Annotated in this window: 24 protein-coding genes; 14 read left to right on the forward strand and 10 right to left on the reverse strand. The window is 63.9% G+C overall.

The genetic code is table 11. The features are described from left to right. Positions 1-14 precede the first annotated feature (14 nt). Positions 15-890 carry a DMT family transporter gene (locus ACMGGG_RS05165; protein WP_323454584.1) on the reverse strand — a complete coding sequence of 292 codons (876 nt, stop codon included), beginning with the start codon at positions 888-890 and terminating at the stop codon, positions 15-17. Positions 891-1,041: 151 nt separating this feature from the next. On the opposite strand from ACMGGG_RS05165, the gene aceK reads away from it, so the two are divergent. Then, positions 1,042-2,757: a bifunctional isocitrate dehydrogenase kinase/phosphatase gene (gene aceK, locus ACMGGG_RS05170; RefSeq protein ID WP_065861444.1), complete on the forward strand. Its 1,716-nt coding sequence runs from the start codon at positions 1,042-1,044 to the stop codon at positions 2,755-2,757. Between the two features lie 129 nt (positions 2,758-2,886). Here the strand turns inward: aceK and ACMGGG_RS05175 are convergent, their stop codons facing one another. After that, the gene (locus ACMGGG_RS05175; protein ID WP_197889939.1) at positions 2,887-3,747 is read right to left on the reverse strand and encodes a DUF6279 family lipoprotein; all 861 of its coding nucleotides are present in this window, start codon (positions 3,745-3,747) and stop codon (positions 2,887-2,889) included. Between the two features lie 124 nt (positions 3,748-3,871). On the opposite strand from ACMGGG_RS05175, the gene ACMGGG_RS05180 reads away from it, so the two are divergent. Further along, positions 3,872-4,708: a S1 RNA-binding domain-containing protein gene (locus ACMGGG_RS05180; protein WP_063543690.1), complete on the forward strand. Its 837-nt coding sequence runs from the start codon at positions 3,872-3,874 to the stop codon at positions 4,706-4,708. Here the strand turns inward: ACMGGG_RS05180 and ACMGGG_RS05185 are convergent, their stop codons facing one another. Both ACMGGG_RS05185 and ACMGGG_RS05190 read right to left on the reverse strand, forming a co-directional pair. After that, positions 4,709-5,089, reverse strand: a complete 381-nt coding sequence (locus tag ACMGGG_RS05185) for a hypothetical protein (RefSeq protein ID WP_054893320.1) — start codon at positions 5,087-5,089, stop codon at positions 4,709-4,711. A gap of 126 nt (positions 5,090-5,215) precedes the next feature. Further along, complete coding sequence (locus tag ACMGGG_RS05190) at positions 5,216-6,688, reverse strand: nitrous oxide reductase family maturation protein NosD (protein WP_414154991.1); 1,473 nt, start codon at positions 6,686-6,688, stop codon at positions 5,216-5,218. A 216-nt stretch (positions 6,689-6,904) separates the two neighbouring features. On the opposite strand from ACMGGG_RS05190, the gene ACMGGG_RS05195 reads away from it, so the two are divergent. The 3 genes from ACMGGG_RS05195 (at position 6,905) to def (ending at position 8,763) form a co-directional block, all read left to right on the forward strand. Further along, positions 6,905-7,084, forward strand: a complete 180-nt coding sequence (locus tag ACMGGG_RS05195; protein ID WP_414154992.1) for a CsbD family protein — start codon at positions 6,905-6,907, stop codon at positions 7,082-7,084. 186 nt (positions 7,085-7,270) lie between these two features. After that, positions 7,271-8,227, forward strand: a complete 957-nt coding sequence (locus tag ACMGGG_RS05200) for a YihY/virulence factor BrkB family protein (protein WP_414154993.1) — start codon at positions 7,271-7,273, stop codon at positions 8,225-8,227. Further along, the gene (def, locus tag ACMGGG_RS05205) at positions 8,227-8,763 is read left to right on the forward strand and encodes a peptide deformylase (protein ID WP_414154994.1); all 537 of its coding nucleotides are present in this window, start codon (positions 8,227-8,229) and stop codon (positions 8,761-8,763) included. The genes ACMGGG_RS05200 and def overlap by 1 nt, the downstream gene beginning before the upstream one ends. Here def and ACMGGG_RS05210 read toward each other — a convergent pair. Then, positions 8,718-9,167, reverse strand: coding sequence for a GNAT family N-acetyltransferase (locus ACMGGG_RS05210; protein WP_414154995.1), 450 nt, complete (start codon positions 9,165-9,167; stop codon positions 8,718-8,720). The two genes, def and ACMGGG_RS05210, sit on opposite strands and share 46 nt — an antisense overlap. Before the next feature lie 220 nt (positions 9,168-9,387). On the opposite strand from ACMGGG_RS05210, the gene ACMGGG_RS05215 reads away from it, so the two are divergent. Then, positions 9,388-9,642, forward strand: a complete 255-nt coding sequence (locus ACMGGG_RS05215) for a DUF2790 domain-containing protein (protein ID WP_054893315.1) — start codon at positions 9,388-9,390, stop codon at positions 9,640-9,642. A 3-nt stretch (positions 9,643-9,645) separates the two neighbouring features. Here ACMGGG_RS05215 and ACMGGG_RS05220 read toward each other — a convergent pair whose 3' ends face one another. Then, positions 9,646-11,016, reverse strand: coding sequence for a PLP-dependent aminotransferase family protein (locus ACMGGG_RS05220; RefSeq protein WP_414154996.1), 1,371 nt, complete (start codon positions 11,014-11,016; stop codon positions 9,646-9,648). 75 nt (positions 11,017-11,091) lie between these two features. On the opposite strand from ACMGGG_RS05220, the gene ACMGGG_RS05225 reads away from it, so the two are divergent. The 5 genes from ACMGGG_RS05225 to ACMGGG_RS05245 all read left to right on the forward strand — a co-directional run bounded on the left by ACMGGG_RS05225 (position 11,092) and on the right by ACMGGG_RS05245 (position 14,702). Beyond that, positions 11,092-12,045 (forward strand): threonine dehydratase, encoded by a 954-nt coding sequence (locus ACMGGG_RS05225; protein ID WP_414154997.1) that lies wholly within the window; start codon positions 11,092-11,094, stop codon positions 12,043-12,045. A gap of 90 nt (positions 12,046-12,135) precedes the next feature. Further along, complete coding sequence (locus tag ACMGGG_RS05230) at positions 12,136-12,468, forward strand: type II toxin-antitoxin system HicB family antitoxin (RefSeq protein ID WP_151924220.1); 333 nt, start codon at positions 12,136-12,138, stop codon at positions 12,466-12,468. Positions 12,469-12,617: 149 nt separating this feature from the next. Beyond that, positions 12,618-13,043, forward strand: coding sequence for a YybH family protein (locus ACMGGG_RS05235; protein ID WP_054893314.1), 426 nt, complete (start codon positions 12,618-12,620; stop codon positions 13,041-13,043). Between the two features lie 24 nt (positions 13,044-13,067). After that, positions 13,068-13,412: a YciI family protein gene (locus ACMGGG_RS05240; RefSeq protein ID WP_063543704.1), complete on the forward strand. Its 345-nt coding sequence runs from the start codon at positions 13,068-13,070 to the stop codon at positions 13,410-13,412. Positions 13,413-13,454: 42 nt separating this feature from the next. Continuing rightward, positions 13,455-14,702 (forward strand): RNA polymerase sigma factor, encoded by a 1,248-nt coding sequence (locus ACMGGG_RS05245; RefSeq protein ID WP_054893312.1) that lies wholly within the window; start codon positions 13,455-13,457, stop codon positions 14,700-14,702. A 23-nt stretch (positions 14,703-14,725) separates the two neighbouring features. On the opposite strand, the gene ACMGGG_RS05250 is transcribed toward ACMGGG_RS05245, so the two are convergent. Together ACMGGG_RS05250 and ACMGGG_RS05255 are read right to left on the reverse strand one after the other, a co-directional pair. Next, a complete protein-coding gene (locus ACMGGG_RS05250; protein ID WP_054893311.1) occupies positions 14,726-15,196 on the reverse strand; it encodes a MaoC family dehydratase in 471 nt (156 codons plus the stop codon). Between the two features lie 33 nt (positions 15,197-15,229). After that, on the reverse strand, positions 15,230-16,174 hold the full coding sequence (locus tag ACMGGG_RS05255) for an alpha/beta hydrolase (RefSeq protein WP_054893310.1): 945 nt from the start codon (positions 16,172-16,174) through the stop codon (positions 15,230-15,232). A 201-nt stretch (positions 16,175-16,375) separates the two neighbouring features. Between ACMGGG_RS05255 and fadD2 the strand changes: the two genes are divergently transcribed. Together fadD2 and fadD1 are read left to right on the forward strand one after the other, a co-directional pair. Further along, positions 16,376-18,064: a long-chain-fatty-acid--CoA ligase FadD2 gene (gene fadD2 / locus ACMGGG_RS05260; protein WP_414154998.1), complete on the forward strand. Its 1,689-nt coding sequence runs from the start codon at positions 16,376-16,378 to the stop codon at positions 18,062-18,064. A gap of 445 nt (positions 18,065-18,509) precedes the next feature. Then, complete coding sequence (fadD1, locus tag ACMGGG_RS05265; protein ID WP_065861455.1) at positions 18,510-20,207, forward strand: long-chain-fatty-acid--CoA ligase FadD1; 1,698 nt, start codon at positions 18,510-18,512, stop codon at positions 20,205-20,207. Between the two features lie 42 nt (positions 20,208-20,249). Here fadD1 and ACMGGG_RS05270 read toward each other — a convergent pair whose 3' ends face one another. Together ACMGGG_RS05270 and ACMGGG_RS05275 are read right to left on the reverse strand one after the other, a co-directional pair. Continuing rightward, positions 20,250-21,557 (reverse strand): NAD(P)/FAD-dependent oxidoreductase, encoded by a 1,308-nt coding sequence (locus ACMGGG_RS05270; RefSeq protein WP_414154999.1) that lies wholly within the window; start codon positions 21,555-21,557, stop codon positions 20,250-20,252. 31 nt (positions 21,558-21,588) lie between these two features. Beyond that, positions 21,589-22,953, reverse strand: coding sequence for a glutamine synthetase family protein (locus tag ACMGGG_RS05275; RefSeq protein ID WP_414155000.1), 1,365 nt, complete (start codon positions 22,951-22,953; stop codon positions 21,589-21,591). Positions 22,954-23,409: 456 nt separating this feature from the next. On the opposite strand from ACMGGG_RS05275, the gene ACMGGG_RS05280 reads away from it, so the two are divergent. After that, the gene (locus tag ACMGGG_RS05280) at positions 23,410-23,658 is read left to right on the forward strand and encodes a hypothetical protein (RefSeq protein WP_065861458.1); all 249 of its coding nucleotides are present in this window, start codon (positions 23,410-23,412) and stop codon (positions 23,656-23,658) included. Positions 23,659-23,857: the final 199 nt, after the last annotated feature.

The raw sequence follows: 23,857 nt of genomic DNA on the forward strand, positions 1-23,857 counted from the left end.
GCGGCGGTATGGTTTCAGGTACGCGCCGGCCGCAGCACCAACCACAGTGCTGCGGCTATCAGGACCCCGCCATACAGGTGCGCCATCGACAGCGGCTCATCCAGCAACCACGCCCCCCACAGCACCCCGAACACCGGAATCAGGAAGGTCACGGTACTGGCCTTGACGGGTCCGATCTCGTTGAGCAGGCGGAAGTACAGGATGTAGGCGAAGGCCGTGCACACCAGACCCAGGCCCAGCAACGACAGCCACACCGACCAACCACCCCAGCTGGCGGGTGGTTGGGTCAGTGCGCTCCAGGCAAACAGCGGGCTGAGCAGCAAGGTCGCTCCCAGCATGCTGCCCAGGGCCGACAGGCGGCTGTCCAGGCCGCCGATCCAGCGGCGGGCGAGAAAGCCGGCGAAGCCATAGCAGGTGGTCGCCGCAAGGCACGCCAGGGCGCCTTGCACCAGGGCCATGTCCAGCGCCACCGGGCCTGCACCGCTGAGGATGCCGACGCCGAACAGGCCAAGGAAGATCCCGCACAGTTTGGGCAGGGTCATGCTTTCGCGGAAGAACAACGCGCCGATCAGCACGCCCATCAGAGGTGTGGTGGCGTTGAAGATTGCCGAATACCCCGCTGGCAGTACCTGCGCGGCGACCGAATAGAAGGTCGCCGGAATGCCCGAGTTGATCATGCCCAGCACCAGGCAGGCGCCGAGCTTGCCCTGGAAGTCCCAGCGCACCCTGGCTGCGGCGAGGATGCCGATCAGGCCGAGGCAGGCGATGGAGACGCGAAAGAAGGCGGTCGGTACCGTACCCAGTTCAGGGGCGATGATGCGCATGAACAGGAAGCTCGCACCCCAGACGGCAGCAAGGGTCAGCAGGCGGGCGAGGGCGATGGGGCTCACGTGTATCTCCGGGTTCTGGGCAGGGGCGCGAGTGTACGTCAGGTGTCGGGGCGTTTCTTGTGCTTTCTTGCTTTGGCAATTGTGGTGGCCCGCGAAAAGACCGACACCCGACTAAGCTCTTTTCATTCCGCCACCCACCGAGCCTCTCACCATGCCCCAGCCCTGGCCCGCCGCAGCCATCGCCCGGATGATCCTCGATGGCTTCGACAACTACCGAGAACACTTTCGCCGCATCACCCTGGGCGCCCGCGAACGCTTCGAACAGGCGCAATGGCAGGCGATCCAGCAGGCCGCTGCTGCGCGGATCAACCTGTACGAGGAGAAGGTCGCCGAGGTCAACGGCTGGCTGCGCGAAGGTTTCGACGCCTCGCTGCTGCTGGACGTGGAGCACTGGCCGCTGGTCAAGAGCGCCTACATCCGCCTGATCGACCCGCGCCTGGACGATGAGCTGGCCGAGACCTGGTACAACTCGCTGTTCTGCAGCCTGTTCAGCCACGACCTGATCAGCGACGGCTGCATGTTCATCCACACCACCCGCCCGGCCATGCGCGGCCACGAGCGCGCGGCACAGACCCGCACCTATCAGTTGCGCGACGGCCTGGGTGGTCTGTTGCGGGGGATCCTTGCCGACCAGGCTTTCGAGGTGCCCTATGGCGACCTCGACGCCGACCTGGCGCGGCTTGAGGAGCGACTGCGTGAATGCCTGCCCGACTGGGTATGCAAGGACCCGGCGCTGGCCGTGGAGCTGTTTTCCTCGGTGCTGTACCGCAACAAGGGCGCCTATCTGGTCGGGCGTCTGTACACCCGTGACGAGCAGTGGCCGCTGGTGATCCCGCTACTGCATCGCGAGGGCCATGGCATCGAGGCCGATGCGCTGATCACCGATGAGGCCGAGGTGTCGATCATCTTCTCGTTCACCCGCTCGTACTTCATGGTCGATGTGCCGGTGCCGGCGGAGTTCGTCAACTTTCTCAAGCGCATCCTGCCGGGCAAGCACGTTGCCGAGTTGTATACCTCGATCGGCTTCTACAAGCATGGCAAGTCGGAGTTCTACCGCGCGTTGATCAATCATCTGGCCAGTACCGACGACCGTTTCGTCATGGCACCCGGCGTGCGCGGCATGGTGATGAGCGTGTTCACCCTGCCGGGCTTCAATACCGTGTTCAAGATCATCAAGGACCGCTTTTCACCCTCCAAGACCGTCGACCGAGCCACGGTGATCGAAAAATACCGCCTGGTGAAAAGTGTCGACCGCGTGGGGCGCATGGCCGATACCCAGGAGTTCGCAGATTTTCGCTTCCCGGTGGCCAAGTTCGAAGCCGATTGCCTGGCCGAGCTGCTGGAGGTCGCGCCCTCGACGGTGGTCGTGGAGGGTGGCAGCGTGCTGATCCGCCACTGCTGGACCGAACGGCGCATGACGCCGTTGAACCTGTACCTGGAGCAGGCCAGCGAGGCCCAGGTGCTCGAAGCCTTGGAGGACTACGGGCTGGCGATCAAGCAACTGGCGGCGGCGAACATCTTTCCCGGCGACATGCTGCTGAAGAACTTCGGCGTTACCCGGCATGGGCGGGTGGTGTTCTATGACTACGACGAGATCAGCTATCTCACCGAGGTGAATTTTCGCCATATCCCGCCGCCGCGCTACCCGGAGGATGAGATGTCTGGCGAGCCGTGGTATTCGATCGGGCCGCACGATGTGTTTCCCGAGGAGTTTCCGCCGTTCCTGTTCGCCGATATCGGCCAGCGGCGGTTGTTCAGCCGGCTGCATGGAGAGCTGTATGACGCGGATTACTGGCAGGGATTGCAGGGGGCGATACGGGAAGGGAAGGTGATCGATGTGTTTCCCTATCGGCGCAGGGGCAGGTGAGGGGTGTCAGTTGAGTCGATGGTGGCCTTTTCGCGGGCAAGCCCGCTCCCACGCAAGCCCCCACTGAACTCAAGGGCAGTGGGGGCTTGCGTGGGAGCGGGCTTGCCCGCGAAAAGGCCACCCCGATCCTCACCCCTTGAGGCACTTCAGCTCACTGAAGTCACGACGTACCTTGGCCAGCCGGTCCAGCAGGAACTGCCGCTGCGCCGGGCTGCTCTGCTGCATCAGGTCGACCAGCAGGCTGCGGGCCTGCAGCTCGGTGTTCTCGAAGGCCATGCGGTAGGCCGGTGACCACAGGCTCTCCTTGCGCTGCAGCAACTGCGCCAGGCGCGGCTCGAACGCTGGCGAGTGGCGTTGTTCCATGGCCAGCACCAACTGTTGCTGCCAGGCCTGGCGATTGGCGATCCATTCGCTGTTCTGATCGCCGAGGGCCTGGGACCAGGTCATCACCCGCAGGCGCTGGCGGGCATTGAGCTCGCCCAGCCACGGCGTCAGGCGTTTCTCCATGCGCGTGGCACGGGCCTGGATCTGTTTGGGTAGCGGGGTGTCGACGTATTCCTTCTGCCGCTCGGCAATGTCGTCGCTGAATGCCTTGCGCATTTCACCGACCTGCGCGTCGCTCATGCCGCGCAGCAGTTCGGCGGCGGAGGGGGTGATCTCTTCAGCGACCCGGCCGATGGCCTGGCGCGCCTCGGCGGTGCGCTGCTGCAGGGCCTGGTCGGTCACGGCCTGGTTGGCGACCATCAGGCGCACCTTGTCGAGCCAGTCGAGGTAGCCCGGCAGTTGTGTCTTGCAGTGCCAGGCCAGGTGGCCCTTGAGCCGTTCGTCGAGCAGGGCCTTCTGCTGGCGATTCATGTCCAGGTAGTCGCCCAGCGACCAGGGCACCAGCCGGTCGAGGTTGCGATAGGCGAGGTCGATACGGCTGCAGGCCGCGAGCGTGAGGGCAAACGCGAGAATGAGCAGCAGGGCTCTGGGCAGACGGACAGGCATGAGCGAATCCTTGCAGGTTGCTTGCCAGGCAATAGATGCGCGCCGCGCTCGGCGGTTCCCACGGATCGGGCAGCCGGGCAGCTTCAGGTGTAGAATAGCCGCCTTGTCTTGAGGAACATCGGAAATGGCTCTGCTTGGGCGTTACAACAGTTTGCAAATCGTGAAACACGTGGAGTTCGGTCTTTACCTGGACGGCGGCGCCGACGGCGAGATCCTCCTGCCCAGGCGCTACTTCCCCAAGGACGCCGAGCTTGAGCTCGACGACTGGCTGAACGTGTTCATCTACCTCGACAGCGAAGACCAACTGATCGCCACCACCGAGAAACCCAAGGTGCAGGTCGGTGAGTTCGCCAGTCTCAAGGTCAAGGACATCAACGGTGCCGGCATCTTCCTCGACTGGGGCCTGTCCAAGGACTTGCTGATGCCCTATTCGGAAGAGGCGCAGCAGTTGAAGATCGGCGATTACTGCGTGGTGCACGCCTACCTCGACAAGCGCACCCGGCGCATCACCGCCACCGCGCGCCTGGACCGCTACCTCGACCGTACGCCGGTCGACTACAAGGCGGGCCAGCCGGTCGAGCTGCTGGTGGCGGGCGAGACGCCGATGGGCTTCAAGGCGATCATCAACAACCGCCACTGGGGCCTGATCCACAAGAACGAGGTGTTCAAGTTCCTGCGCTCGGGCATGCACGAGAAGGGCTTCATCAAGGAAGTGCGCCACGACGGCAAGATCGCCCTGAGTCTGCAGCCGGTGGGCGCGGCCTTGGCCGACAGCCTGCAGGAGCAGATCCTCAAGCGCCTGGACGAAGCCGGAGGCGTGCTGCCGGTGTGCGACAAGAGCGCCCCGGAAGTGATCGCCAAGCTGTTCAACGTCAGCAAGGGCAATTTCAAGAAGGCCATCGGCGGGCTGTTCAAGCAAGGGCTGATCGTCATCCATGACGATCGTATCGAGCGGGCCTGATCAGGCCTGCACGAAGGTGCTGAAGTCCAGTTGCTCACCGCCTGGGCGGGTGTCGCGCAGCAGCGAGTCGCGGTCGGCGCTCAGCGCCAGGCTGATGGTCGAGCGACGCTTGCCGGGGTGGCGGACTTCCATCTGTTCCTGATGCGCGCGCAGGAAGTTGACCGGCACTTTCAAGTGCTGCAGTTCGTCGGTTTCCGGGGTGTGCAGCAGCAGGTTGACCCAGTCGGGCTGGCCTTTGCGCAGCAATGCCACCGGTACCTCGAACCACCACAGGTTGCGTTTCTTGTCGAGGATGGCGAACAGGGTGTTGTCGCGGTCGAGCACCGGCCGGTTCAGCGCTTGGTTGCGCCGGGCGATGGCGGTGGGTTTGTCGAGTTTCATGCAGGTTCCTGCGGGTTGACGCCAGAAAGGCCTGACATTGTGCGGGGTGGCGCGGGGCGCGGCAAGGGTTGCGGGGTGGGTTGCGCCGGCCTCCTCACGGGTTTGCCCGCAAAGAGGCCTTGAGCTTCAGCGCCGCAACGGCTGGCTCAACTCCGAGGTCGCGCCATCGGCGGTGGTGACCGTCGCGGTAAAGCTGTTCAGCCCCGCAATGGCATCCAGCGTCTTCTCGAACCGTGCCTTGCCCTGGGCATCGCTGCCGACCAACACCTCGCCCAGATACTGCTCCGCTTCCCGCCCCTCCGCTGCCGCATTGCCGAACACCTCGATGCGCAGCAGGCTGGATACCGGCCCTTGCACTTCACCTTGCAGCACATGCCCGGCAAGCCCGGTCAGACGCGGCGCCTGTTGATTGTGATTGGGCAGCGGCTGGCACGGCTGGGGTTGGCCGCTGCCATCGCAGATGATCGCCTGGTCCTTCTTCGCCAGTTCCGCGCCGACACCGCGCGAGCCGACGTACAGCGCGTGGGCCTGGGCTGGCACACCGAAGATGATCGCGCCGGTGCGCTGGTCCGCTACGCACGAGCCACCCGCCTCGCAGCGCCGGATGTCCAGGCCATTGCCCCAGATGCGATTGGCAGTGACGCGTGTGGCGGTGACTTCCGGCTCCGGACGCAGGGCCACGCCGATGCGGTTGCCGTGGATCAGGTTGCCGTCGAGGATGTTGCCCTCGCCGGTCACGCTGATGCCGATGGAGTTGCCGGTGAAGGTATTGGCGCCCAGGTAGTTGCGCTTGCCCCAGTTGATCTGCAGGCCGTCGGAGTAGTTCTCGAAGCGGTTGCGCACCACGCTGTTGTCGTTGCCCAGCAGGATCTCGATGCCCTGGGAGGGCTCGGGGTTGGCGTCGGTGGAGCGGAACAGGTTGTCGGCCACCAGGTTGAAGGCGGCGCCGCGGGTCAGCTCCAGGCCGTCGCCGTTGTCGATCAACTGGTTGCGCAGCACCTTGTTGTTGACCGTGGTGGTGGCCGTCGGGTTGCCCGCGCCGTCATCGCCCGTGAGCATGATCCCGGCCCCGCCCTTGTTGGCGACGATACGGTTGTCTTCGATGACGTTGCCGCTGGCGCGGTTAACCAGGATGCCGATGCAGAAGTTGCGCACCTCCAGGCCGCTCAAGTGCACGCCCTGGGTGTCGCGCAGCACCAGGCCGGGGTTGGTGGTGGTGCGCACATTGGTGCCGAACTGGCCGGGCAGGGCGCCTGGGCAGGTGCGTACCCCCTGGTCCTTGATATAGCCGGCGCCGTCGATGGCGACGTACTGGCCGTCACGTGCCCAGGCCAGGCCGGTGATGCGTAGCGGGCCCTTGATTTCCGGCAGTGGCCGGCTCGGACGGATCACGTAGGGCGGCTCGCCGATTGCAGCGATGTCGATGCGGTAGTGGCCGGGGTTGCGGTTGCTGGTTTCCAGGGCCCAGCGCAGGGTGCCGGGTTGGTCGTCGTCGGTGTAGCGCTCGACCCGCAAGGTTTGCAAGGCGGTCGGGGCGGCGGCGAGGGCGGGCAGGGGAAGTAACGGCAGCATGGCCGCGAGTAGGGGCATCAATCGCATGTGCAAGGTTTCCACGAACTGTTGTTTTTATGAATGGCCGGATTCTAGAGCTGCGCCTTCCGAGTGCGCAGCGGCGCTGGGACAATTCGGTGCGGTATTCGCCCGCTGTTTGCCGTTCGGCTTGGTGCCCGAAAAAATGTTGAAACTCTTGCGCAAGCGAACCGGTCCACCTTTTGTCGACACGGTTCACGTGTCTCTTTTTGCAGGAGATTCGCCATGAGCGGCACCAAAGACAAAGCCAAGGGCCTGGCTAACGAAGCGGTTGGCAACATCAAGCAAGGCGTCGGTAAAGCGACCGGCAACGACAAGCTGCGTGCCGAGGGCAAGGCCCAGGAACTCAAGGGCGAAGGGCAGCAGGCGGTGGGCAAGGTCAAGGATGCGGTGAAGAAGCCTTGAACCGCGGTTGATGCATAGGGCCTTGTGGGCGCGCCGTTTTGCGCCCATGGGGCCTTACCGTTTTGCCCCAACGTCCGCCGTAGCCGTTTTCCTGATTTCGCCAGTGAGCAGTACGCGGTGCGCGTGGTCTATTAGACTTGTCTGCACAGTTGCAACCACGACGATCAAGCGGCGAAAGGAGACGCTATGATTTTTCCCGCCCTGCAGGGCCTGCCTCTGCACCGCGTGCTGGTGCGCACCGTCAAGGAATTCCTCGATGACGAGATGTCCACCTATGCCTCGGCACTGGCCTACCAGATGCTGTTCTCGCTGTTCCCTTTCATTCTGTTCCTGATCGCGCTGATCGGTTTCCTGCACCTGCCCGACTTCTTCTCCTGGTTGCGCCTGCAATCGGAACTGGTGCTGCCGCCCCAGGCACTCGAACAAGTCAATCCGGTGATCGACCAGTTGCAGCAATCGAAGGGCGGATTGCTCTCGGTGGGTATCGTCATCGCCCTGTGGACCGCCTCGGCCGGCGTGCGCCTGATGATGAGCGCCATGAACGCCGCCTACGATGTGCCCGAGGGCCGCCCGGTGTGGAAGCGCATTCCGCTGTCGATCTTCTACACCATCGGCATTGCCGGCATGCTGCTGGCCGCCGCCGCACTCATGGTGCTGGGGCCGCAGGTGATGGAGTGGATCGCGGCCCAAGTCGGCCTGCAGGAGGTGATCGTCACCATCTGGACCGTGCTGCGCTGGCCGGCGATCATCATCCTGATGATGGTGGCGGTGGCGCTGATCTACTACGTGATGCCCGACGTTAAGCAGAAATTCCGCTTCATCACCCCAGGCTCCGTACTGGCGGTGGTGGTGTGGATCGTCGCTTCGCTGGGCTTTGCCTACTACGTCAAGACCTTCGCCGACTACAACGCCATGTACGGCAGCATCGGGGCGATCATCGTGCTGTTGCTGTATTTCTATATCTCCGCCGCCGTGCTATTGCTGGGCGCCGAGATGAATGCGGTGATCGAGCACATGTCGGCTGAAGGCAAGAACCCCGGCGAGAAGGAATTCGACGGCGAGCAGCGGAAGGAGACCATCACTGTGCTCGGCCATGAGCATCCCGCGCATGCCGAACCCCAGACCCGTGAGCCGAACCCCTGATGATCCGTGACATCCTCAAGATGGGCGATGAGCGCCTGCTGCGCATCGCACCGCCCGTGCCCGAGCACATGATCGGCAGCCCTGAGCTGCAGCAACTGATCGACGACATGTTCGAGACCATGCGCCACGTCGGTGGTGTCGGCCTGGCCGCGCCGCAGATCGGCATCGACCTGCAGCTGATGATCTTCGGATTCGAGCGCAGCGAGCGTTATCCGGACGCCGAGCCCGTGCCGCAGACTATCCTGCTCAACCCGCTGATCACGCCGATGTCCACCGAGCTCGAGGAGGGTTGGGAAGGGTGCCTGTCGGTGCCGGGCTTGCGCGGTGTCGTGCCCCGCTACAAGCACATCCGCTATGAGGGCCTCGACCCCCAGGGGGCCCCGATCAACCGCTTCGCCGATGGCTTCCATGCGCGGGTGGTGCAGCACGAATGCGACCACCTCATCGGGCGGCTCTACCCATCGCGGATCCAGGACTTTTCCCGCTTCGGCTACACCGAGGTGCTGTTCCCCGGGCTCGACGTTGCCGACGACTGAGCGCACACCATCGCTACCAGCGTTTTGCTGCGCTGGTAGCGGGCCAGCCGCGAGGCCAGTTCGGCGGGCAGAGCGCTCGCCATTGTGAAAGCCTGCCGCGCATAGAAACTTTGCAGTTCGGGGTGGCAGAACAGCCAGGTCGGGCCTGTCCTGTTGGCCAGCGCTGCGCTGACCAACCCTGCGGCAACACCCTGGCCACGCCATTGCGGCGCCACGAACAGGCCGGTCAGCCAGTGGCCGTCGGCGACGGGCGTCAGGTTCAATGCACCCACCATAGCCTGCGCGCGCGCAACCCACAGTTGGCCCTCTGCACTGGCGCGCATGCGCGAGCCGTGCTGGCGGTAGAAGTGGTCGAGCAGGCGGCGCTGCGAGCGGCAGAGCGGGAGGAATTCGGGCAGGGTCATGGGGGCTTTGTCGCAGATTGTTGCAAATCTGGCAAGGGTGAATATCCGACTGCAGGGTTCAAGTATTCGGTGGCGGGCGTAGAATTTCACTCATCCCTTCTGCAGTACGACGATGCGGGATCGGTGCTTCGTGTCATCGCCGACGATGACAACTTCTCCGCGCCAGTGACGGCATAAGAAGTCAATCGATCAACGTGATTGCTTTCAAGGCCACAGACTCATGAAAACATTACTCATTCTTGCATTGGTCGGGATGTCTTCGCTCGCCCTCGCGGACGAGGCCAAGACCACCCAGACCCAGCCCCCGGTGCAGTACGATTACTCGATGAACCTGGATATCAAGCGGGTGATCAATCTGTCGACCATCCCCGATGTCTGCGAGGTGGTGCCGGCAACCATGACCTATGAAGATCATCAGGGCCAGGTGCACACCATTCAGTACCGAGCCATGGGCGAGGGTTGCCAGCAGGGGTGAGTGCTATTTGCCTGCCAGCTCGCCAAGTACCGCGCGCACGACGTCCAGCCCTTGCTTGAGCTGCGCGCGGCTGGTGGCGGCCGACAGGCTGATCCGCACTGCCCTCACTTCATCGCCCCCCACCGCGAAGACACTGGCCGGCACCACTTCGACCCCGCGTGCCCGGCACGCCCCTACCAGGGCTTCAGCAGGCCCTGGGGTGTTCACCCAGACATGCGGCGAGGGTTCATCCTGAGCACGCATAGCTTCACCGAATACCCGCCGCGCCAGGCGCCAGCGTTCCCCGATTTCCTCCCGTTGCCAAGCCAGTCGCCGCGCGGCTGTGCCATTGGCGATCCATTGGCAGGCGATGCGCAGGTTCAGCGGTGACACCGGCCAGTGCGTGGCCCGGGCATGCGGGTCGATGTGTTCCAGCACCGATGCCGGTGCGGCGATCCAGCCCAGGCGCAGCCCCGCTGCGACCGTCTTGGACAAGCTGCTGACGAGTATCCCCTGGCCGTCGAGCAAGGGGTACAAGGGCGCCCGCTCGCTCAGCGCGCCATAGACATCGTCCTCGATCACCCGCAGGCCGTGGCGCTTCACCACCTCGGCGACGGCCTGGCGACGGCTGTCGCCCATGCACGCCCCGGTGGGGTTGTGCAGGGTGGGTGTGGTCACCAGCACCCTGGCGCCGCTGGCCCGCGTCACCCGGTCGAGCTCATCCGGGCGCAGCCCTTGGTGATCCAGGGCCACGCCATGCACTGGCAGGCGCAACTGGCGACACGCTGCCTTGATCCCTGGTGCGGTCAGGGCTTCGACCATGACCGCCTCGCCAGGCTGGCACAGCGACTGCAGCACACAGGCCAGCCCTTGCTGGGCGCCGCCGCACAATAGCAGGTCGTCAGCGCCCAGCGTCAGCCCGCGCTGGGCCAGCCAGCGTGCGCCATGCACGCGACCGAGCAGCAACTGGTCGTGATCGAGGTAGTGATCGAGCAGGTTGAGGTCGTCCGCTAGCAGTAATGCCTGGAGGCTGTGTTGCAGGTCGTGCGGGTGCGGATCGGCCACGGGTACGTTGGTCGACAGGTCGATCAGCGACGAATGCCGGTCGTGCTGCTTGAGGCGAAACAGCGTTGCTTCCTTGCTACCCGCCAATACGTAGGTACCTCGCCCGACTTCGCCGGCCACCAGATGTCGCGCGGCAGCTTCGCGATAAGCCTGCTGGGTGGTGCTCGGGTTGAGCCCCAGCTTCCAGGCCAGGCGCCGTTGTGGCGGCAGGCGTTCCCCTACCTTGAGCTCACCGCGTTCGATGGCGGCGGCGATGGCATCGACCAGTGCCAGGTAGCGGGGTTGGGCGTCGTCGATCAGTTCCGGGGTCCACACGAAATTGCTACCCATGCAATATAAGGTTTGACCCATACAATGCCCGGCGCTCAGGATCGTCGCAACTGCCCTCGATGAAGGATGACCGCCATGTTCGACCTCACAGCCCTGCGCGAAGCCGCCGATTTCGTTCACCAGCATGTGCCTGCGACGCCACAGCACGTCTGGCCGTTGCTCGCCGAGCGGGCCGGCTGCCAACTGTGGGTCAAGCATGAGAACCATGCGCCGACTGGCGCATTCAAGGTGCGCGGCGGGCTGGTCTATGTGCGCTCGCTGCTGGCCAGCGGTGATGTGCCTCAGGGGCTGGTCACCGCCACCCGCGGCAATCACGGCCAGAGCATGGCCCTGGCGGCGCGCCAGGCAGGCTTGCCGCTGGTGATCGTGGTGCCCGAAGGCAACTCGCGGGAGAAGAACGCCGCCATGCGTGCGCTGGGTGCGGAGCTGATCGAGCACGGTGTCGATTTCGACGTGGCCCGTGAGTACGCCGCCCAGCTGGCCGAACAGCGCGGCTACCGGATGGTGCCCTCGTTCCACCCTGAGCTGGTGCGCGGCGTAGCGACCTATGCGCTGGAGCTGTTCGAGGCCGTGTCGGACCTCGACACCGTGTATGTGCCGATCGGCATGGGTTCGGGCATTTGCGGGCTGATCCAGGCGCGCAACCTGCTGGGGCTGCGGACCGAGATCGTTGGGGTAGTGTCCAGCGCCGCGGATGCCTATGCACAGAGCTTCGAGCTGGGGCGTATCGTCACCACGGCCACCGCCGACACCTTTGCCGACGGCATGGCCTGCCGCGTGCCGCACCCGGACGCCTTCGCCCTGGTGCGTGAGCATGCCACGCGCATCGTCCGGGTGAGCGATGACGAAATCGCCCAGGCCATGCGCCTCTACCACGAAACCACCCACAACACCGCCGAAGGCGCGGGTGCCGCGGCGCTGGCCGCACTGTTGCAGGAGCGCGAACGCCAGCAGGGCAGGAGGGTTGCGGTGGTGTTGAGCGGGGCCAACGTGGACCGGGCGCGTTATGTGCAGGTGCTGGCTGGGTAGAGAGTGCGCAACGAAAAATCCTGAATCAGTGTCGGCGAAAGTGGTGATATCTTAATTTGATAGCACTTTCTATAGGGCGGGAGTTGGGATATGAGTTGCATGCGTTACAAGGGCTATGTTGCCCGCATCGATTACGACGAACGCGACGACCTGTTCGTCGGCCGTGTGCTGGGGATGCGTGACATCATCAGCTTTCACGCAAGCTCGGTGCCTGCGTTGCACGAGGCTTTCGCTCAAGCCTTGGAAGATTATCTGGCGGATTGTGCCGAGCAGGGTATTGCCCCGGAAAAACCGGCCTCCGGCAAAGTGATGCTGCGTATTCGTCCTGAAGTGCACGCTGCCGCAAGTGTCGCAGCGCGAGCTGCAGGCAAGAGTCTCAACCAATGGGCCGACGAAGTGTTCGAGCAGGCGGCGCGGGCTTGAACCTGCGAAGGCCTGTCGACACAGGCCGATAACGGAAAACCGCAAAAAGTTTTCCAGCGTTGTCGATTCCTCCCATCCCCAGTCGACCATCAGTGAAGGCGCCGCAAACACTCGGCGCCACCCACTGATGACCTGCTGGAGGCTTGCCCATGAATACCCCCGCCGAAACCGAAATCCGTCAACTCATCGACGGCTGGATCCAGGCTGTGCGCGAGCGCGACCTGCCGGCCATCGTCGCGCCCTATGCCGATGACATCGTTGCCTTCGACGCCATCCAGGCCCTGCAATTCAAGGGTAAGGCTGCCTACCAGGCGCATTGGGAAATGTGCATGGGCTTTTGCACCGGTCCGATGGTCTTCGAGGTGGCCGAGCTGGACGTTCAGGCCGATGGCGACCTGGCCCTGGCGCATTGGCTCAACCGCTGCGGCCCGGCCGACGATGAAAGCCAGTGCGGCTTCATGCGCGTCACGGTGGGCTATCGTCGTAGTGCAGGGCGCTGGCAGGTGATCCATGAGCACTGGTCGGCACCGTTCGACATGGAAACCCAGAAGGCTCGCTTCGACCTCAAGCCCTGAACCGTACGTCAGCTGGAGACGATCATGAAATACCTGTGCCTGGTCTATTGTGACGAGGGGCTGCTGCACAGCCTGCCCGACAGCCCCGAAGACGCCGAGTGCATGGCTTATGCCGAGTCCCTGCATGGCTCAGGGCGGATGCTTGCGGCCGAGGCGCTCAAGCCGGTGCAGACGGCCACCACCGTGCGCATGCGCGCTGGCAAGATGAGCCTGACCGACGGGCCCTTTGCGGAAACCAAGGAGCAACTGGCCGGCTTCTACCTGGTCGATGCCCGCGACCTCAACGAGGCACTGAACATCGCCAAAGGTATTCCGGCGGCGCGGGTCGGCAGTGTCGAAGTGAGGCCGGTGCGCGAACTGCAACCCTGATGACGGGAGGTCAGCCAAGATGACGCCGCGGACCGCAACACGATGACGGGTGATGAGCTGCATGCCCAGGTCGAGGTTATCTACCGCCGCGACTCGCGGCGCATCCTGGCGACCCTGATCCGTCTGTTGGGTGATTTCGACCTCGCCGAGGAGGCCCTGCATGATGCCTTCTTCATTGCCGTCGAACGCTGGCAGCGCGACGGCATGCCGGCCAACCCGCGGGCCTGGCTGGTCTCGGCCGGGCGTTTCAAGGCCATCGATGCCTTGCGCCGCCGCGCCCGTTTCGACCGCTCGCAGGCACAGCTGATTATGCAACTCGAAGACCCGGCGCAGGATCCGAGCGAGGAGGAGCTGCTCGCTGACGACCGTTTGCGCTTGATCTTCACCTGTTGCCACCCGGCGTTGTCCGCCGATGCCCAGGTGCCTTTGACCCTGCGCGAGGTGTGCGACCTGACCACCGAGCAGATCGCCCGCGCGTTCCTGCAATCGCCCTCGACCATCGCCCAGCGCATCGTGCGGGCCAAGGCCAAGATCCGCGATGCACGAATTCCCTACCAGGTGCCCGCCATGGGCGAACTGGCAGAGCGCCTGGAAAGTGTGTTGCGGGTGATTTACCTGGTGTTCAACGAAGGCTATTCGGCATCGGCAGGGGAAGACCTGGTGCAGCGCGACCTGTGCGACGAGGCGATTCGCCTGGGGCGGCTGCTGGCGCAACTGCTGCCAGACCCGGAGGTGTTCGGCCTGCTGGCGTTGATGCTGTTGCAGGCCTCGCGGCTGCGGGCGCGCACTGATGGCGAAGGCGAGCTGGTGCTGCTCGACCAGCAGGACCGCAGCCTGTGGGACAAGGCACAGATCGAGGAGGGGTGCGCCCTGGTGCGTCATGCGCTGGGCAGCCGTGATATCGGGCCCTACAGCGTGCAGGCGGCGATCGCTGCGGTGCATGCCGAGGCCGCCAGCGCCCAGGAGACCGACTGGGCAGAGATCGTCGGCCTGTATGACGTGTTGCTGCGGCACTGGCCGTCACCTGTGATCGAACTCAACCGCGCAGTGGCGCTGGCCAGCCGTGACGGCGCGGCGGCGGGCCTGGCAGAGGTGGAGGCGATTCTGGGGCGGGGCGAGTTGCTCGACTACCATCTGGCCCACGCGGCACAGGCTCAGTTGCACGGGCAATTGGGGCATGTGCAGCAGGCCCGGGAGGCGTGGGTCAGGGCGCTGGCGCTGGCCCGCCAGGAACCTGAGCGGCGGCATATCGAGCGCTGCCTGAGGGCGTTGGAGCCCTGTCGCAGGTAGATCCGCGACAGGATACTGCTCGGTCAGCCGGCGACAAAGTTCGGCGGCGATACCAGCTCCACCGTCTGCTGCTTGCGGGGTGCCAGGATCTCGGCCTCGCCCTCGACTACCAGTTCGTCGTTCTGGTTGTACACATTGGTGGCGATGCGCACCTTGAACTTGGGCAGCTTCTCGAGGATTTCCAGGCGTACGGTCAGGGTGTCGCCAATCTTCACCGGCTTCTGGAAGCTCATCTTCTGCCCCAGGTAGATGGTGCCGGGGCCTGGCAGGGTGCAGGCAACCGCAGCGCTGATCAGTGCGCCGCTGAACATGCCGTGGGCGATGCGCTCGCGGAACATGCTCTTGGCCGCGAACTCGGCGTCCAGGTGCACGGGGTTGTGGTCACCGGACATGGCGGCGAACAGCTGGATGTCGCGTTCTTCCACCGATTTTTCATAGCTGGCTTTCTGGCCGACTTCGAGGGCTTCGTAGGGCGTGTTGGTGACCTGGGTCATCAGGGCTTCCTTGGAGGGACGAGGTGGTGCACATCATTCGCTGCGGGCAGGGCGGCCAAGGGCCAGTGCCTGCTCCAGCCAGGCAATGATGTCGTGGGTGACCTCGTCGCGATTGGTTTCGTTGAGCACTTCGTGGCGTGCCTGCGGGTAGACGCGCAATTGTACATGGCGATTGCCGGTCGCGCGCAGGGCGTTGGCCAGGTGGGTGAGACGCTTGCCAGCGCTGACCGGATCACATTCGCCGCCGATCACCAGCATCGGCAGGTTCGGATCGATCTGCGCCAGATGGCGCGGCTGGCTGATCTGTGCCAGGCCTTGCAACAGGTCGAGCCACAGCTGGTTGCTACAACGAAAGCCGCACAGCGGGTCGTCGACGTAGGCGTCGACCTCGGCCGGGTCGCGGCTGAGCCAGTCGAACGCCGTGCGGTTGGGTTTGAAGGCCTTGTTGAACGAGCCGAACGACAGCCAGTCGATCAGCGCGCTCTTGCCCTCCACCCCCTGGCGCCAGGCCTCCAGGCGGGCGATCAGGCGTGCTGCGCGATAGAGCGCAGCCGGCTGGAAGTTCGAGCCGCTGAGCACCGCCCCGTGCAGGCTGCCACTGTGGTGCAGCAGGTACGCCTGGGCGATGTAGCTGCCCATGCTGTGGCCGAACAGGAACAGCGGCGTGCCGGGGAACTGCTGGCCGATGTGCTGGCTGAGCAGGCCCAGGTCGTTGACCACCGTGTTCCAGCCGTGGTGGTGGGCGAACAGGCCGAGGCTACCTAGCTCTGCGGTGCGGCCGTGGCCACGCAGATCAGGGGCGAACAGGGCAAAGCCGGCATCGTTCAGCGCATGGCCCAGGCGCCGGTAGCGCCCGGCGTGCTCGGCCATGCCATGGGCCAGCAGCACCACGGCCTTGACCGGGGTCTGCGGCAGCCACTGGTGGACGTACAGACTGCAGTGCTCGCTGGCGGGCAGCCAGAAGGCGTCGTGGGCCATGGAAAATCCTTTGTGCACGGGATTGAGCTCAGTGTATGCACAATGACCAGGATTGCAGCAGGGGCACAAATAAGATTCACAATGTTAATGGCAGCCCTTGGCGTATTTGCCACCTCCGGCTTACCTGCTAACGTCGGCTCAACGCCTTTTTGCCGTTGGGCAATCAGGTCATGGACGGTTCAGGCTGAGGAACAACAATAAATGCAAGCCGACTTCTGGAATGACAAGCGCCCGGCGGGCGTGCCTTCCACCATAGACATCACTGCTTACAAATCCGTCATCGAAGTGTTCGAGCGTTCCTGCAAGCGCTTCGCCGACCGCCCGGCGTTCAGCAACCTCGGCGTCACCCTCAGTTACGCCGAACTGGAGCGCCATTCGGCGGCCTTTGCGGCCTGGTTGCAACAGCACACCGATCTCAAGCCCGGTGATCGCATCGCCGTGCAGATGCCCAATGTCCTGCAATACCCCATCGCCGTCTTCGGCGCGATGCGCGCCGGGCTGATCGTGGTCAACACCAACCCGCTGTACACCGAGCGCGAGATGCGCCACCAGTTCAAGGATTCCGGCGCCCGTGCGCTGGTGTACCTGAACATGTTCGGCCAGCGCGTGCAGACGGTGTTGCCCGACACCGGCATCGAATACCTGATCGAGGCGAAGATGGGCGACCTGCTGCCGGCCGCCAAGGGCTGGCTGGTCAACACGGTGGTCGACAAGCTGAAGAAGATGGTGCCGGCCTACCGCCTGCCCCAGGCCGTGTCGTTCAAGCAGGTACTGCGCGAGGGCCGTGAACTCACGTACAAGCCGGTGGTGCAGACGCTCGAGGATGTCGCCGTATTGCAATACACCGGCGGCACCACGGGGCTGGCCAAGGGCGCGATGCTCACCCACGGCAACCTGGTCGCCAATATGCTGCAGGTGCTGGCCTGCTTCGCCCAGCACGGGCCCGACGGCCAGCCGCTGATCAAGGAAGGGCAGGAGGTGATGATCGCGCCGCTACCGCTGTATCACATCTATGCCTTCACTGCGAATTGCATGTGCATGATGGTCACGGGCAATCACAACGTACTGATCACCAATCCGCGCGACATTCCGGGCTTCATCAAGGAGCTGGGCAAGTGGCGCTTTTCGGCATTGCTGGGCTTGAACACCCTGTTCGTCGCGCTGATGGACAACCCGGGCTTCAAGTCGCTGGATTTCTCGGCGCTGAAGGTCACCAACTCGGGCGGCACAGCGTTGGTCAAGGCCACCGCCGAGCGCTGGGAGAGCCTGACCGGCTGTCGCATCGTCGAGGGTTACGGCCTGACCGAAACCTCCCCGGTGGCGAGTACCAATCCCTACGGGCAACTGGCGCGGCTGGGTACGGTGGGCATCCCGGTGGTCGGCACCGCGTTCAAGGTCATCGACGACGACGGCAACGAGATGCCGCTGGGCGAACGCGGCGAGCTGTGCATCAAGGGGCCGCAGGTGATGAAGGGCTATTGGCAACAGCCGGAGGCGACAGCCCAGGCGCTGGATGCCGACGGCTGGTTCAAGACCGGTGACATCGCGGTGATCGACCCGGACGGCTTCACCCGCATCGTCGACCGCAAGAAGGACATGATCATCGTCTCGGGCTTCAACGTGTATCCCAACGAGATCGAGGACGTGGTCATGGGACACCCGCAGGTGGCCAGTTGCGCGGTGATCGGCGTGCCCGACGAACGCTCCGGCGAAGCGGTAAAACTGTTCGTGGTTCCTCGGGCGGGCGGTGTCAGCGTCGAGGAGCTCAAGACCTTCTGCAAGGCCAACTTCACCGGCTACAAGGTGCCCAAGCACATCGTGCTGCGCGATTCACTGCCCATGACGCCGGTAGGCAAGATCCTGCGTCGGGAGTTGCGCGACATCGCCTGAAATCCACCTCACCAGTGGAAGCAATTGTCTTGCTCAAAATTTAACGTCCAGCCCAATCCCTGTGGGAGCGGGCTCGTCCCGCGATCGGGCGCGGAGCGGCCGTAGAACCTGGCAGCGAGATTTATCAGGACGATCTCGACCGTCTGGCTTGCGGCCGCTGCGCGCCCGATCGCGGGACAAGCCCGCTCCTACAGGGACCGAGTCGGTTGCAGCACGCACCGCAATGCGACATTTTGATTAAATACTCTAGAAATGACTTATAGAGTTCATTGAGTCACTTTGGTGACTATTGAGGCTTGCTAAGCCCTCTAGGCGACCCCAGGCAAAGCTGTTACTCTCGGCGCGCTTTCAGATGATGCGGTTTGCAATGAATCCCTTCATCTCATATCAATAATAAACGCATCGACGCGTGAAGAATTCGCTGTTGCTAAAGGAGTGGGCTTCCATGATCGAACATTTTTGGAAGGATAAATACCCAGCCGGAATTACGGCGGAAATCAATCCTGACGAATTCCCCAACATCCAGGCCGTACTGAAGCAATCCTGCCAGCGTTTCGCCGACAAACCGGCGTTCAGCAACCTCGGCAAGACCCTCACCTACGGCGAGCTGTATACCCTGTCCGGCGCTTTCGCGGCCTGGCTGCAACAGCACACCGACCTCAAGCCCGGCGATCGCATCGCCGTGCAACTGCCCAATGTACTGCAATATCCCGTCGCTGTGTTCGGTGCCATGCGCGCCGGCCTGGTCGTGGTCAACACCAACCCGCTGTACACCGCGCGTGAACTCGAGCATCAGTTCACCGATTCTGGTGCCAAGGCCGTGGTGTGCCTGGCCAACATGGCGCACCTGGTCGAGAAGGTCCTGCCCAAGACCCAGGTCAAGCACGTCATCGTCACCGAGGTGGCCGACCTGCTGCCACCGCTCAAGCGCGTGCTGATCAACAGCGTCATCAAGTATGTGAAGAAGATGGTGCCGGCCTACAGCCTGCCCCAGGCGGTGCGCTTCAACGACGCACTGGCCAAGGGCCGCGGCCAGCCGGTCATCGAGGCCAGCCCGCAAGCCAATGACGTGGCTGTGCTGCAATACACCGGCGGCACGACGGGTGTGGCCAAGGGCGCGATGCTGACCCACCGCAACCTGGTCTCCAACATGCTGCAGTGTCGCGCCTTGATGGGCTCGAACCTGCAGGAAGGCTCCGAGATCATCATCACGCCGCTGCCGCTGTACCACATCTATGCGTTCACCTTCCATTGCATGGCCATGATGCTGATCGGCAACCACAACGTGCTGATCAGCAACCCGCGCGACCTGCCGGCGATGGTCAAGGAACTGGGCAAGTGGAAGTTCAGCGGTTTCGTCGGGCTGAACACCCTGTTCGTCGCCCTGTGCAACAACGAAACCTTCCGCAGCCTGGACTTCTCGGCGCTGAAGGTGACCCTTTCCGGCGGTATGGCCCTGCAACTGAGCGTGGCCGAGCGCTGGAAGGCGGTCACCGGCTGCGCCATCTGCGAAGGCTACGGCATGACCGAGACCAGCCCGGTGGCGGCGGTCAACCCGTCCGAAGCCAACCAGATCGGCACCATCGGTATCCCGGTGCCGTCCACCCTGTGCAAGGTCATCGACGACAGCGGCCAGGAACTGCCGCTGGGCGAAGTCGGCGAGCTGTGCATCAAGGGCCCGCAGGTGATGAAGGGCTACTGGCAGCGCGAAGACGCCACTGCCGAGATCCTCGACAGCGAAGGCTGGCTGAAGACTGGCGACATCGCGGTGATTCAGCCCGACGGCTACATGCGCATCGTCGACCGCAAGAAGGACATGATCCTGGTCTCGGGCTTCAACGTGTATCCCAACGAGCTGGAAGACGTGCTGGTCGCCCTGCCGGGCGTGCTGCAATGTGCCGCGATCGGCGTGCCTGACGAGAAGTCGGGCGAGGTGATCAAGATGTTCATCGTCGCCAAGCCAGGTGTCACGCTGACCAAGGAACAGGTGATGGAGCACATGCGTGCCAACGTCACCGGCTACAAGGTGCCGCGGTTCATCGAGTTCCGCGATGCCCTGCCGACCACCAACGTCGGCAAGATCCTGCGTCGTGAGTTGCGCGACGAAGAGATGAAGAAGCTGGGGCTGAAGAAGATCGCCTGATTCACACCGGCCCGCTCCTGCAAGAGCGGGCCGGTTTTGGTTTCAGCGCAACTTTTCCAGCATCTGGTAGTACCACATCCCCACCGACAGCAGCGGATTGCCCAGCACATCCCCCATCGGCACCTTGATGTGCTTGCACGCGGCAAAGGTGTCGAACTTCTCCAGCGTCCCGGTCAACGCCTCGGCCATGATCTCGCCCATGATGTGGCTGGTCGCGATGCCATGCCCGGAGTAACCCTGGCAGTACCAGACGTTGTCCGACAGCTTGCCCAGTTGTGGGATGCGGTTGACCACGATGCCCATGGCGCAGCTCCACTTGAATTCGATCGGCACGCCCTTGAGCGCCGGGAAGGTGCGCTCGATGCAAGGGCGCAGCTCGGCTTCGATGTCCCGCGAATCACGCCCTGAATAGTTGGCGCCACCTCCGAACAGCAGGCGTTTGTCGGCGGTCAGGCGGTAGTAGTCGAGCACGAAGCGACAGTCGTACACCGCCAGGTCCTCGGGGTTGATCTGCTCGCCCAGCTCGCCCAGCGGCGCGGTGGTGACGATCCCGCCCATGGCCGGGAAGATCTTGCCCTTGAGCTGGCGCTGCTCGAGCTTGTGGTACACATCGCCCGCCAGCAGGATCTGGCGCGCCTCGATTCGACCATTGGCGGTAACCACTGCCGGACTCGGACCGTGGACGATATCCAGCACTTCCGAATTTTCGAAGATCAGCGCGCCGAGGCTGTGCGCAGCCCGCGCCTCGCCCAGGCACAGGTTGAGCGGATGCAGGTGCAAGTTGCGCGTATTCTTCAGTGCCCCGAGGTACAGCGGGCTCTGCAGGTGGCGCGAGATGCCCTGGCGGTCGAGCAGTTGCACCTGGTCGCCCATGCCACGGCGCTGGGCCTCGGCTTCGAAGGCGCGCAGTTCCTCCAGGTGCGACGGCTTCATTGCGGCATGCAGGTGGCCGCGCTTGAGGTCGCACTGGATGCCGTAGCGCGCCACGCGCTGTTCGATGATCTGGTGCCCGCGCCAGCGCAGGTGCCAGATGAAATCGTCTACCTCGCTGCCGAGCCGGTCACGCATCTGCGTGCGCATGGCCTCGTCGCCGGACAGGCTGCCAGTCACCTGGCCACCATTGCGCCCGCTGGCGCCCCAGCCGATGCGGTTGGTCTCGACGATGGCGACCTTCAGCCCGCGCTCGGCCAGCTCCACGGCGGTGGCGACGCCGGTGAAGCCGCCACCGATGATCGCCACATCAACCTGCTCGGTGCCGTTGAGCGTCGGGTACTCGGTCCGATCGTTGAGGGTGGCGCTGTAGTAGGACGGTGCGCGCTGGGCCGGGCCGTTGTTCAGTGCTGCGTTCATGGGGTGTTCCTTGTTCTGAATAGGGTAGGGCTCAGGCCTGGTGCAGGTACCAGCGCCAGTCCTGTTCGCTGACTTCGGCCATGAACTGGCGGTATTCGGCGCGTTTGACCTTCAGGTATACCCCGAGGAACGCATCGCCCAGCGCTTCGCGAGCCCAAACCGAGTGCTCCAGTGCATCGAGGGCGGTGAGCCAGTCGGTGGGCAGGTGCTCGGTGGCCTGGGCATAGCCGTTGCCCTCGACCGGAGCGCCGGGGTCCAGTTGTTCGCGAATGCCTTGGTGCGTGGCGGCGAGAATGGCCGCGGCAGCCAGATAAGGGTTGGCATCGGCGCCGCAGATACGGTGCTCGATGTGTCGGCTGGGGGCCGGGCCGCCGGGTACGCGCAGGCTCACGGTGCGGTTGTCGACACCCCAGGTCGGCGCCAGCGGCGCATAACTGTTGGCCTGGAAGCGGCGGAACGAGTTGGCGTTGGGGCAGAACAGCAGCAGCGAATCGCGCAGGTGGCGCAGCATGCCCGCCACGGCCTGGCGCAGCAGCGGCGTACCGGCCGGGTCTTCGCTGGCGAACAGGTTGCGGCCTTCGCTGTCAGCCAGGCTCAGGTGCATGTGCATGCCGGTGCCGGCGATCTGGGCGAAGGGCTTGGCCATGAAGCAGGCCTGCATGCCGTGGGCATGGGCCACGCCCTTGACCAGGCGCTTGTAGCGCACGGCTTGGTCCATCGCTGCCAGCGCATCGCCGTGCTCCAGGGTGATTTCCACCTGGCCGGGGGCATACTCGGAAATCGCCGTGCGTGCCGGAATGCCCTGGGCCTTGCAGGCGGCATACAGGTCGGCGAGGAAGGGCTCGATCTGTTCCAGCTCACGCAGGCCATAAACCTGTGTGCTGCGTGGTCGGCCGCCGTCGCTGTCGAGCGCCGGTTGCGGGCGGCCCTGGGCATCGCGCTGCTGGTCGAGCAGGTAGAACTCCAGCTCGCAGGCCATCACCGGGTGATAACCGTCGGCCTTCAGGGCCTCGATGGTGCGCAGCAGGACATGGCGCGGGTCGGCAATGCTGGCGGGCTGGCCTTCGCTGGGGTGCATGCTGACCTGCACTGCGGCGGTCGGCACCCGGCGCCAGGGCAGGCGTACCAGGCTGCCGTCCAGGGGGTAGGCGCGGCAGTCGATGTCACCGACATCCCAGACCAGGCCCGAATTTTCCACATCGTCGCCATTGAGGGTCAGGCCAAGGATGGTGCTGGGCAGCGGCCGGCCGCTTTCATATACCGCCATCAGCTCGTCACGGTGCAGCAGCTTGCCGCGCGGCACGCCGTTGGCGTCGAGGATGAACAGTTCGATCAGGTCGATGTCGGGGTTTTCGGCCAGGAAACGGCGGGCTTGCTCGGGGTTGGCAAAGTGCATGGGGGCTCGCTCGCGCCCCTGTCGTTCAGGGGCGCACAAGACCACCGCGGGTTGGCGCGGTGCGTCGGACGGATTCAGGCAGCCGCAGGGCTGCGGTAGGCGTCAATGGACAGCGAGCGAGGTATCCGGCGGGCGAGCATGGCGGCAGTGCCACAGGGCCCAGAAGGCGAGGATGATGTGGACCAACGGATTTTCACCGGCGCGGGCCCTGACCTTCGGCAGCGAAGGGCGTGACAGCGGGGGCGCGGTGATCGGGTCGGGAATCATGCCCTGGATACTCACATGGTGGATAAGGTTGATTAAAGCAGTGAATGGCGACGTTCACTCCAGAACTGGCTAAACATTTGCGCCGCTTGGTGATTGGGTTTCGGAGTAGTCCTACGAGATGTTCAGACCGTAATGGATAGGGGGCCACAGTCCAGCAGCCTGATGCTGATCATTTAATCCGGGGTAGTGATGGCTGACGTCGTTGCAATTGGCTTCATCTGCATTCTCGCGGTAGGCGTCGACTGGCTGTTCCGGTCTAGCAGGCTCCGAGTGTTCATGTATCTGGTTTTCATGGCAGCAGCGATTACGAGTTGCACGAAACTGGGTGAGCACGAAAACCTGTTGCTCGACGGTTTGGTCTGGACCGTCTTTTTCACGATGGCTGGCACACGACTGCTGTTCAAGCGTTCGCGGTATTTCGAACGGGATCGGGGCTGATCGGAAATTGCCGGGGTGCACGCTCGCGTAGGGGGTAACTGTCTTGTTCAAAATCTGATAGCCAGCTCAGTCCTTGTAGGAGCGGGCTCGCCCGCGAAGAGGCCGGTACAGGCAGCAGAGAACCGGCAAATCTGCGACAATCGCGCATTCTCAAGAATGCCGATCATGCAAAAGCAGGCTCACCTGCATCATCAGAAAG

The organism is Pseudomonas sp. BNK-44-b, from assembly GCF_047456245.1.
In the GTDB taxonomy this organism is placed as follows: domain Bacteria; phylum Pseudomonadota; class Gammaproteobacteria; order Pseudomonadales; family Pseudomonadaceae; genus Aquipseudomonas; species Aquipseudomonas machongensis.

What these genes read in the sequence shown, in the direction of transcription:
- aceK (WP_065861444.1), top strand. Translation starts at nt 1,042, where the DNA reads ATGCCCCAGCCCTGGCCCGCCGCAGCCATCGCCCGGATGATCCTCGAT.
- ACMGGG_RS05175 (WP_197889939.1), bottom strand. Translation starts at nt 3,747, where the DNA reads ATGCCTGTCCGTCTGCCCAGAGCCCTGCTGCTCATTCTCGCGTTTGCC.
- ACMGGG_RS05180 (WP_063543690.1), top strand. Translation starts at nt 3,872, where the DNA reads ATGGCTCTGCTTGGGCGTTACAACAGTTTGCAAATCGTGAAACACGTG.
- ACMGGG_RS05185 (WP_054893320.1), bottom strand. Translation starts at nt 5,089, where the DNA reads ATGAAACTCGACAAACCCACCGCCATCGCCCGGCGCAACCAAGCGCTG.
- ACMGGG_RS05190 (WP_414154991.1), bottom strand. Translation starts at nt 6,688, where the DNA reads ATGCGATTGATGCCCCTACTCGCGGCCATGCTGCCGTTACTTCCCCTG.
- ACMGGG_RS05195 (WP_414154992.1), top strand. Translation starts at nt 6,905, where the DNA reads ATGAGCGGCACCAAAGACAAAGCCAAGGGCCTGGCTAACGAAGCGGTT.
- ACMGGG_RS05200 (WP_414154993.1), top strand. Translation starts at nt 7,271, where the DNA reads ATGATTTTTCCCGCCCTGCAGGGCCTGCCTCTGCACCGCGTGCTGGTG.
- def (WP_414154994.1), top strand. Translation starts at nt 8,227, where the DNA reads ATGATCCGTGACATCCTCAAGATGGGCGATGAGCGCCTGCTGCGCATC.
- ACMGGG_RS05210 (WP_414154995.1), bottom strand. Translation starts at nt 9,167, where the DNA reads ATGACCCTGCCCGAATTCCTCCCGCTCTGCCGCTCGCAGCGCCGCCTG.
- ACMGGG_RS05215 (WP_054893315.1), top strand. Translation starts at nt 9,388, where the DNA reads ATGAAAACATTACTCATTCTTGCATTGGTCGGGATGTCTTCGCTCGCC.
- ACMGGG_RS05220 (WP_414154996.1), bottom strand. Translation starts at nt 11,016, where the DNA reads ATGGGTAGCAATTTCGTGTGGACCCCGGAACTGATCGACGACGCCCAA.
- ACMGGG_RS05225 (WP_414154997.1), top strand. Translation starts at nt 11,092, where the DNA reads ATGTTCGACCTCACAGCCCTGCGCGAAGCCGCCGATTTCGTTCACCAG.
- ACMGGG_RS05230 (WP_151924220.1), top strand. Translation starts at nt 12,136, where the DNA reads ATGAGTTGCATGCGTTACAAGGGCTATGTTGCCCGCATCGATTACGAC.
- ACMGGG_RS05235 (WP_054893314.1), top strand. Translation starts at nt 12,618, where the DNA reads ATGAATACCCCCGCCGAAACCGAAATCCGTCAACTCATCGACGGCTGG.
- ACMGGG_RS05240 (WP_063543704.1), top strand. Translation starts at nt 13,068, where the DNA reads ATGAAATACCTGTGCCTGGTCTATTGTGACGAGGGGCTGCTGCACAGC.
- ACMGGG_RS05245 (WP_054893312.1), top strand. Translation starts at nt 13,455, where the DNA reads ATGACGGGTGATGAGCTGCATGCCCAGGTCGAGGTTATCTACCGCCGC.
- ACMGGG_RS05250 (WP_054893311.1), bottom strand. Translation starts at nt 15,196, where the DNA reads ATGACCCAGGTCACCAACACGCCCTACGAAGCCCTCGAAGTCGGCCAG.
- ACMGGG_RS05255 (WP_054893310.1), bottom strand. Translation starts at nt 16,174, where the DNA reads ATGGCCCACGACGCCTTCTGGCTGCCCGCCAGCGAGCACTGCAGTCTG.
- fadD2 (WP_414154998.1), top strand. Translation starts at nt 16,376, where the DNA reads ATGCAAGCCGACTTCTGGAATGACAAGCGCCCGGCGGGCGTGCCTTCC.
- fadD1 (WP_065861455.1), top strand. Translation starts at nt 18,510, where the DNA reads ATGATCGAACATTTTTGGAAGGATAAATACCCAGCCGGAATTACGGCG.
- ACMGGG_RS05270 (WP_414154999.1), bottom strand. Translation starts at nt 21,557, where the DNA reads ATGAACGCAGCACTGAACAACGGCCCGGCCCAGCGCGCACCGTCCTAC.
- ACMGGG_RS05275 (WP_414155000.1), bottom strand. Translation starts at nt 22,953, where the DNA reads ATGCACTTTGCCAACCCCGAGCAAGCCCGCCGTTTCCTGGCCGAAAAC.
- ACMGGG_RS05280 (WP_065861458.1), top strand. Translation starts at nt 23,410, where the DNA reads ATGGCTGACGTCGTTGCAATTGGCTTCATCTGCATTCTCGCGGTAGGC.